This is a genomic window from Agrobacterium sp., from assembly GCF_032092815.1.
Lineage (GTDB): Bacteria > Pseudomonadota > Alphaproteobacteria > Rhizobiales > Rhizobiaceae > Agrobacterium.
In genome coordinates this window covers 222,065-231,130 of the sequence record NZ_DAMDBP010000001.1, presented here as the reverse complement: position 1 = coordinate 231,130, position 9,066 = coordinate 222,065, and the positions used below count along the sequence as shown (strand labels likewise).

The following is a 9,066-nucleotide window of genomic DNA, read 5'->3' as shown; positions in this document are numbered from 1 at the left end:
AACCTGCGCATCGCCAATCCACTGTTCACACCTGCATTGCCAAAAACAGAAACACGGTAAACCGTATCGGAGCCAGGATCTCTAAATGGCCATTCATTCAGGCTGCGGCTAAAGTTGAAATTCAGGCAGTTATGACCGGCAAGATCCTGAGGTGTTTCGGGCATGCCGTGTTTCGCAATATAGGCCGGCGACGCAACGATGACGCGTGGCACTTCAAGCAGTTTACGGGCCTTGAGAGACGAATCCTGCAGAGCGCCCGAGCGGATGGCTATATCAGTCCGTTCCTCAATCAGGCTGATGACGCCATCGGTCAGTGAGATGTCGAGTTGAACTTCCGGATAGAGCTCAAGGAATTTTGGTGCAAGTGGGAGCAGATATCGCTCACCGAAACCGAGTGTCGCGTTGACACGCAGCAGGCCGCGAGGAACGACCTTACCGCCGCTCGCGATGATCTGTTCCGTCTCTTCTATGTCAGCCAGAATGCGTTTTGCTCTGGAGAGATAAATCTCACCCTCCGGGGTCAAGGTGACCAGTCGAGTGGAGCGCATCAACAGCCGCGTGCCCAGGCGATCCTCGATACGGCTCACCAGTTTGCTGACCGCCGAGGGTGACAGATTAAGTTTACGCCCGGCCGCAGAAAAACTCCCTAGTTCCGCTGCTGCAACAAAGACATCCATTTCACCAGTTCGGTTGTCCATGGGCATTTCATCTTGTGAATTCAATTCAAAGGTATTTATCCATTGTTGCTGATTATCAGGCAAGTTTCCTTCCCCCATATAGGGCGCATCAATCACTCAGACGAACAGCAGAACTGTCGTCGGCGTCGCAACAGGTTTTGCGGGAAAGAGGAAGTCACCATGCCCTTGGCCATATTTGCTTTGACGATCGCAGCCTACGCGATCGGTACCACGGAGTTCGTGATTGTCGGGCTTTTACCGACCGTTGCGACCGATCTTCACATTAGTTTGCCACTCGCTGGCCTGATCGTCAGCGTTTATGCACTTGGCGTTACCTTTGGCGCACCTGTCCTGACAGCGCTTAGCGGCAAGATTGAGCGTAAGCCGTTGCTTCTGGGGCTGATGGCCCTGTTTACGGTTGGCAATGCGTTGGCGGCACTTTCGCCAAGCTATGAGTTCCTGCTGGTCGCGCGCGTGTTGGCCGCATTTGCCCATGGCGTGTTCTTTTCCGTCGGGTCAACAATTGCTGCCGATCTTGTGCCCGAGAACCGGCGCGCATCTGCCATCGCGATGATGTTCATGGGATTGACGGTAGCCATCGTCACTGGTGTGCCACTCGGCACCTATATCGGTCAGGTATTTGGCTGGCGTGCAACATTCTGGGTGGTGGCCGGTCTTGGTATCGTTGCCCTGCTCGGCATTGCAGCACTTTTGCCAAACAATCTGAAAAAGGCGCGACCCGCGAGCCTGCTTGATCAGGTCCGGGTGCTTGGTTCCGCTCGCCTGCTGATCGTGTTTGCGATGACTGCACTTGGTTATGGCGGCACATTTGTGGCCTTCACCTTCCTGGCGCCCATCCTGCAGCAGGTGACCGGTTTTTCCGAATCCAGTGTCAGCCTTATTCTCGTGCTCTACGGTATCGCTATTGCTGCCGGTAATATTGGTGGCGGCAGAATTGCCAACCATAATCCGGTCAAGGCGCTGATGGGTCTGTTTCTCGCCCAGGCGATTGTCCTTCTGGTGTTTTCCTTCACCGCCGTGTCGCCGGTTCTGACACTTGTTACTTTGGTTTTCCTTGGTTTCCTATCCTTTGCCAATGTGCCCGGGCTGCAGCTTTACGTCGTGCAGCTTGCCAAACAGTACCGCCCCGGTGCGGTGGATGTGGCGTCTGCGCTTAATATTGCCGCGTTCAATCTTGGTATTGCCATTGGTGCGTGGTTGGGTGGCCTTGTTGTGGAATCGCCGCTTGGTCTGGTGGCAACACCCTGGGTCGGTGCCATCCTTGTAGCGGTTGCCCTGTTGCTGACCATGTGGAGTGCAGCGCTGGACCGCCGAGCCGGAGCGCTGGTGCTGAAGGCAGCCTGATTTTTTATCGGCCCGGCGCGGCTGTTGCCGGGTCCATGTCAACCGGCTCTTGATGTTCGGCCGGTTGTCACATCCAATCTATCCCGGCGACGACTGTTGGGAAAACACAAGGAGTAAAACAATGCACAATGTGACAGCGAATGGCGCAACCATTCCAGCGCTGGGTTTCGGTACTTTTCGCGTGCCGGGCCAGGATGTTCTACGGATTGTGCCGCAGGCGCTGAAGTCGGGCTTCCGTCATATCGACACTGCGCAGATCTACGGCAATGAGGCGGAAGTTGGCGAGGCCATCGCCGGTTCGGGTATTGCGCGTGGCGATATCTTCCTGACCACCAAGGTCTGGGTCGACAAATACAAACACGACGCCTTTATCGCCTCTGTCGATGAAAGCCTGAAGAAGCTGAAAACCGATTATGTCGACCTGCTGCTGTTGCATTGGCCCAATGAAGCGGTTTCACTGGCGGAACAGATCGGTGCGCTCAATGAGGTGAAGGAAGCCGGCAAGGTGCGTCATATCGGTGTGTCCAACTTCAACACAACCTTGATGGCACAGGCTGTGTCGCTTTCCAAAGCGCCAATCGTCACCAACCAGATCGAATATCATCCCTATCTCAATCAAGATGTGGTGATTACCGAGGCGAAAGAGTCCGGCATGTCGATCACCAGCTATTTCGCCATGGCGGATGGCAAGGTGCTTGCAGACCCGGTTCTGAAGGATATGGCTGCCAAACATGGCAAGTCCATTGCCCAGGTGGTGCTACGCTGGCTCGTGCAGCAGGATGGAATTATCGCACTCTCCAAGACCGTGACTGAAGCTCGTGTTATCGAGAATTTCGCGATCTTCGACTTTGAGCTGGCTCCAAATGAGATGGCGGCAATCCACGCTTTGTCCAGGACTGATGGCCGTATCGTTTCTCCGGATGGTCTTGCGCCGGTCTGGGACAAGGCCTCCTGAAGCCTGCATAATGATAAACAATTGGCCGGTGGCGCTGCTTGTGGGCGCCATTGGCAAATTGCATGAGCCCCGGCGCTGCTTTGACGAACAGGGGCGTGCGGCTGATCTGAATGTGTCACACCGCATCAATTTCCAAGAATTCGTTGCCCTTTGCTTAGGCATGGCGAGTTGATGCTGCCGATTTTTGCGCCTTGAACCTACACTTGATCCCAAGCGGAATTCCGTATTGGGGCATTTTTCGCTGAAATTACAATCCCATTTTTATCTGGCACGCTTGTTGCTTCGTTTTTAAAGCGTCCAACGGCGGGCGCTTATAGCAAAGCTGCTGATCTGAAACTGACGTTCCCTGAAGGGACGGCAATTTTCGATCTGCAGCTTTTTTGTTTTGGGCATTTTTCAAGGTTGCGATGGCCTTGTCCTATCAGGGTGATGTGCATGCAGGGTCTGCCATGACGGATAGAAAAACAGTTAAAGGCTCCTGTCCCTATTGCGGTGTGGGGTGCGGCATCGTGATGGAGGTCAGGGACAACCGTGTGATCAAGGTTTCCGGCGACAAAAGCCATCCCGCAAATTTCGGACGGTTATGCACCAAGGGAAACAGCTGTGCGCAGGTCATTGCTCATCCGGGGCGCATGGATAAGGCGCATATGCGCCAGTCGCGAGAGCAGGATCAAGTCCCGGTCCCCGTTGAAAACGCGATCAAGGAAACTGCGCAGAGGTTGAAGGCTATTATTGACCAGCACGGGCCGGATGCTGTTTCACTTTATGTATCCGGTCAGATGTCGCTGGAAGCGCAATATCTGTCCAACAAGCTGGCAAAGGGTTTTATCCGCACCAAACACATCGAATCCAACTCGCGGCTTTGCATGGCAAGTGCTGGCAGTGGCTACAAGCTTTCCCTTGGCTCTGACGGACCACCAGGCTCATACGAGGATTTTGACAAGGCCGACCTGTTTTTTGTGATCGGCGCCAATATGGCTGATTGTCATCCGATCCTGTTCTTGCGGATGATGGATCGGCTCAAGCAGGGTGCGAGGCTTATCGTGGTTGATCCACGCCGTAATGGTACTGCGGATAAAGCGGACCTGTTTTTGCAGATCAGACCAGGAACCGATCTGGCGCTACTCAACGGTCTGCTCCATCTGATCGTTAAAAACGGTCACACAGACATTGGTTTTATTGCCGAGTTTACCGAAGGTTGGCAACAAATGCCTGACTTTCTGGCCGATTATACGCCTGAAAAGGTCTCAGAGATCACCGGGCTAGCCGTCGCGGATATTCTGCAGGCCGCTGAGATGATGGGTACGGCGCCTGAGGTGATGAGTTGCTGGACCATGGGGCTGAACCAGAGCACACATGGCACCTGGAACACCAATGCCATCTGCAATTTGCATCTTGCTATGGGCAAAATCTGTCGCACCGGGAGCGGGCCTTTTTCACTGACCGGCCAGCCCAACGCCATGGGCGGGCGTGAGATGGGATATATGGGACCGGGATTGCCGGGCCAGCGCTCTGCACTTGTTGAAGCGGATCGCGCCTTTGTCGAAGATCTCTGGAACATTCCACATGGCAGCCTGCGGGCGGAAGCGGGCGGTGGAACGGTGTCGATGTTTCAGGAGATGGCGGACGGGCTCGTCAAGGCTTGCTGGATCATCTGCACCAATCCTGTTGCCAGTGTGGCCAACCGCGATACCGTCATTCGCGGCTTGAAGGCAGCTGAGCTTGTTGTGGTGCAGGACGCGTTTCTCGATACCGAAACCAATATCTATGCCGATATTCTTCTTCCCGGTGCGTTATGGGCGGAAGGCGATAGCGTCATGATCAATTCTGAACGCAATATGACCCTGACACAAAAGGCCGTGCATCCACCGGGCGATGCGATGCCTGACTGGTTGCTGATTGCCCGTGTTGCGCAGGAAATGGGATATGTCGAGGCATTCAGCTACACCTGTTCAGCGGAGGTTTTTGACGAGATCAAAAAGGCCTGGAACCCGAAAACCGGCTACGACATTCGTGGGGTGAGCCATGAGCGATTAAGCCATGGTCCATTGCAGTGGCCGATGGCATCACCAGAAAGCGCTTCCCGCAACCCGATCCGCTATCTCAATGACGGCCAGAGCCAATATCTCAAAATGGTCGAGGTTGCAGCGCCACGGCTGGTGTTTGCCACGGCGAGCGGCAAGGCAGCATTTTTTCCGCGACCCCATATGGATTCAGCCGAAATGCCGGGGACGGAACGACCCTTGGTCCTGAATACTGGTCGCTTGCAGCACCAGTGGCACACGATGACAAAAACCGGCAAGATCGCCACGCTGAATAAGCTCAATCCCGGCCCGTTTGTCGAGATCCATCCTGAGGATGCTGCCGAACTTGGCATTGAAGACAAGGATCGCGTTGAAATCAGCTCAGCACGCGGACGGGCTATTTTACCGGCGGTGGTCACCGAGCGTGTTTTGCCCGGCAATTGTTTCGCGCCCTTTCACTGGAACGATGTGTTTGGTGACGATCTCGCCATCAATGCCGTGACCAGTGATGCGGTTGACCCGATCTCCCTTCAACCCGAGTTCAAATTTACCGCCGTTGCCATTCGCCTCAGCGAAAAAGCCACCAAGCCTGCATCTGGAAAGGAAACATTCCCCGTGAACGCTTTTGCAGATCCCTCGACCGTCGTTACCTTGTCTCCTGTTTCCGAAATTACCGCTTTCAGCATGATGACCGGGATCACTTTAACGCCTGCCCCGACACTGACAGCACCAGAACAGACCTATCTTCAGGGGTTCATCACCGGGCTAAATGCGGCGGCAACTCTCGGGACTATCGAGACACCTGTCCTGCCTGAAACCGCGCCTTTTGGTGAGGAGCGCAGGTTGTTGATCGATGGCATGTTGGCCGGGCTTTTTTCCCGTAGCCGTGTGCGGTCTGGTGATACGGTGGCTCTTCCTGCTGATGCTTCCGCTGCGGCGACCAAAGCGCCTGCTGTGTTGATTGCCTGGGCATCGCAGACCGGCAATGCCGAAATGGTGGCCGCGAATTTTGCCAAAAGACTGGCAGCACATGGCCATCAACACAGGCTGGTTTGCCTTGAGGATCTGGCGCCATCCGACATCGCAGACGCTAGCATTTGTCTGTTTTTTGTCAGTACATTTGGCGATGGTGACCCGCCCGACAATGGCGAGACATTCTGGAAAGCATTGAACGATGACAATGCGCCGAGGCTGGAAACAATGCGGTATGCGGTTTGTGCCTTCGGGGACAGCAATTACGATCACTTCTGCGGTTTCGGCCGCAAGCTCGATCAGCGTCTGGAAAAGCTTGGCGCGCAACGTTTGACCGGGCGGGTAGACTGCGAAGGTGACGATGAGGAGACAGCGACCAGTTGGGGGGAGGTGGTTTGCGAAGTTCTGCAACCGGTCAAAATTGCCGAGCTTGCAGGCGCATCTGCGCGCCCCGTCGTTTCCGGATTATGCCAGCCCGACATGCTGAGTGATAAAGCAGCCAAAAGCTTGTTTAGCCGCAGAACACCCTATTCGTCCCGCTTGAAGGTCAACAAACGGCTGACCGCAAAAGAGGGAGGCAAAGAAGTCCGCCAATTTGTCTTCGATCTCGGCGAAGCTGATTTTCAATATGAAGCCGGTGATGCACTTGGCGTGTGGCCGAGCAACTGCGAGATGCTGACAGAGGAAATTTTGCGGTCCCTCAAGCTGAAAGCGGAAAGCCCGGTTGTCATTGATGGTCTGGGAGAGATGCTCGTTTTTGAGGCGCTTCACAAACATTTCGAAATTGGTCGGGCGACTGTGGAATTTGCCAAGGCATGGGCGGCACGATCAGGCAGCATGGATTTGTCTGAGATCATGGCTGGCGGCAAAGAACAGATCGCAGCCTGGCTTTGGGGGAAGCAGGTCGCTGATATCATCCATATGGCACCCGTCAGCATCGGCGCGCAGGAGTTGCTCGGCAGTCTCAAGCGATTACAACCACGGCTTTATTCGATTGCATCCAGCCCGAAGCTTGCACCTCATGAGGTTCATTTAACGGTCTCCGTGGTGCGGTATCTCAATGACAAGGCCAGTCGGGCGGGAACGGCGTCCGCTTTTCTGGCAGACCGTGCTGGTAAGGGTGACATTCCGATTTTTGTGCAGCCATCAAGCCATTTTCGACCTCCGCGTGACCCTGATGTGCCCGCCATCATGGTGGGACCGGGCACAGGCATTGCGCCGTTTCGTGCCTTTCTTCAGGACCGGCAGGCGACAGGAGCGAAGGGCAAGAACTGGCTGTTTTTTGGTGAACAACGACAGGCGAGCGACTTTTATTATCGCGACGAATTGCAGCAGTGGCAGAAGACCGGCCATCTCAACCGTCTTGATCTGGCATTTTCCCGCGATCAGGACGCAAAAATCTACGTCCAGCACCGGATGTTGGAACAGGGTGCCGAGCTGTTTTCATGGCTGGAAGAGGGCGCGCATTTCTACATTTGTGGTGACGCAAGCCATATGGCGCGGGATGTGGATACCGCTCTCAAAGATATCGTTTCCCGGCACGGCAACATGGATCGTGATGCCGCCGAGGCATATGTGAAGCGACTTTCATCCGAAAAACGTTACCTCAGGGATGTCTACTGAGCAGGCTGCTGTAGCGTGTTTGTTCATGTCGGAAACGGACAAGCGCAGATGCCTATCAAAAGAATGTTGGCAAGCCGCGCGATTGTTCCTAAGAATCGCTTCTGCGGCATTCACAACCTATCCTGCCGTACCCGAAATCACGAAGTGGACGGTAAGCTTTGGGACTGGATAATAGTTTTGATACAGGCAAGGACCGCGCCTTGCTGGAAGAACTTTTCAGGGCGGCTGTGAATGCTGCTGACCCATTGATCGGCATCAAAAAACATCTGCCGACACCACCCCAAAACGGTCGAACCGTTGTTATCGGCGCAGGCAAGGGCGCTGCACAAATGGCGGCGGCTCTTGAAAGCCTGTGGCCGGAACCTCTGAGCGGTGTGGTTGTGACCCGGTATGGTTACGGCTGCGAAACCCGCGCAATCGAGGTGATCGAGGCATCGCATCCGGTCCCGGACGAAAATGGTCTTACCGCTGCCAAGCGACTTGTTGAAACCATTTCCGGCCTGTCCGAAAATGATCTGGTGATTGCACTGATCTGTGGTGGCGGTTCGGCCCTGTTGCCCGCACCGCCAGAGGGCCTAAGCCTGCAGGATGAAATTACTCTCAATGAATTGCTGCTGGCGTCAGGCGCGCCTATCTCTGCGATGAATATCGTGCGCAAACATCTGTCGACCATCAAGGGCGGGCGGCTCGCAGCTGCAACCAAAGCCCGGGTCGTCAGTCTGATCGTATCGGACATTCCTGGCGATAACCCGGCCTTTGTCGCGTCAGGCCCGACCATTCCGGATGAGACGACACGGCAGGACGCACTCGACATCGTCAAGCAGTACAGCCTCGCTCTGCCTGAGTCTGCTCTGCGCCATCTCAATTCGCCAGCTGCCGACGCGCCACATCCTGGTGATGTCGTTTTTTCCCGCAATAGCCATCATATCATCGCCTCGGCCAGTGTGTCGTTGGAAGCTGCAGCCGATATTGCCCGCTCGCATGGGCTGGAGGCGCATATCCTGTCGGATTCCATTGAAGGCGAAGCGCGCGAGGTGGCATCGGTGCATGCCGCATTGGCGCGCGAAGTGGCGGTCCGTAATCGGCCATTCCGAAAGCCTGCTGTTTTGCTGTCGGGTGGGGAAACCACGGTGACCCTGCGGCAGAAGGGCGGACGTGGCGGCCGCAATGGTGAATTTGCTCTGGCTTTTGCCATGGCCGTTAATGGCCACGATATCACTGCGCTTGCAGCAGACACCGACGGCATCGATGGATCGGAAGACAATGCGGGCGCTTTTGTGGATGGGGAAACGGTGCGGCGGCTGCGGGCCGCTGGGTTGGATGCCCGTGCGCTGCTGGATGCCAATGACAGTTTTAGTGGTTTTTCCACCATTGGTGACATCTTTCACACCGGGCCGACCGGCACCAATGTCAATGATTTTCGTGCCATTCTGATCCGCTGACACCACTG

At 55.3% G+C, this 9,066-nt stretch carries 5 protein-coding genes; 4 read left to right on the top strand and 1 reads right to left on the bottom strand.

The window, feature by feature from the left end; translation table 11 throughout:
* Positions 1–698 (bottom strand): LysR family transcriptional regulator (locus tag RT613_RS01010; protein ID WP_313612262.1); only part of this gene is annotated, 698 nt, incomplete at its 3' end.
* 159 nt (positions 699–857) lie between these two features.
* On the opposite strand from RT613_RS01010, the gene RT613_RS01005 reads away from it, so the two are divergent.
* From RT613_RS01005 to RT613_RS00990, 4 genes are all read left to right on the top strand, one after another.
* Positions 858–2,042 carry an MFS transporter gene (locus tag RT613_RS01005; RefSeq protein ID WP_313612241.1) on the top strand — a complete coding sequence of 395 codons (1,185 nt, stop codon included), beginning with the start codon at positions 858–860 and terminating at the stop codon, positions 2,040–2,042.
* A gap of 121 nt (positions 2,043–2,163) precedes the next feature.
* Positions 2,164–2,997: an aldo/keto reductase gene (locus tag RT613_RS01000; RefSeq protein ID WP_313612239.1), complete on the top strand. Its 834-nt coding sequence runs from the start codon at positions 2,164–2,166 to the stop codon at positions 2,995–2,997.
* Between the two features lie 449 nt (positions 2,998–3,446).
* A complete protein-coding gene (locus tag RT613_RS00995; RefSeq protein WP_313612237.1) occupies positions 3,447–7,616 on the top strand; it encodes a bifunctional nitrate reductase/sulfite reductase flavoprotein subunit alpha in 4,170 nt (1,389 codons plus the stop codon).
* Between the two features lie 164 nt (positions 7,617–7,780).
* Positions 7,781–9,058: a glycerate kinase gene (locus RT613_RS00990; RefSeq protein WP_313612261.1), complete on the top strand. Its 1,278-nt coding sequence runs from the start codon at positions 7,781–7,783 to the stop codon at positions 9,056–9,058.
* The last annotated feature ends 8 nt before the right edge of the window (positions 9,059–9,066 follow it).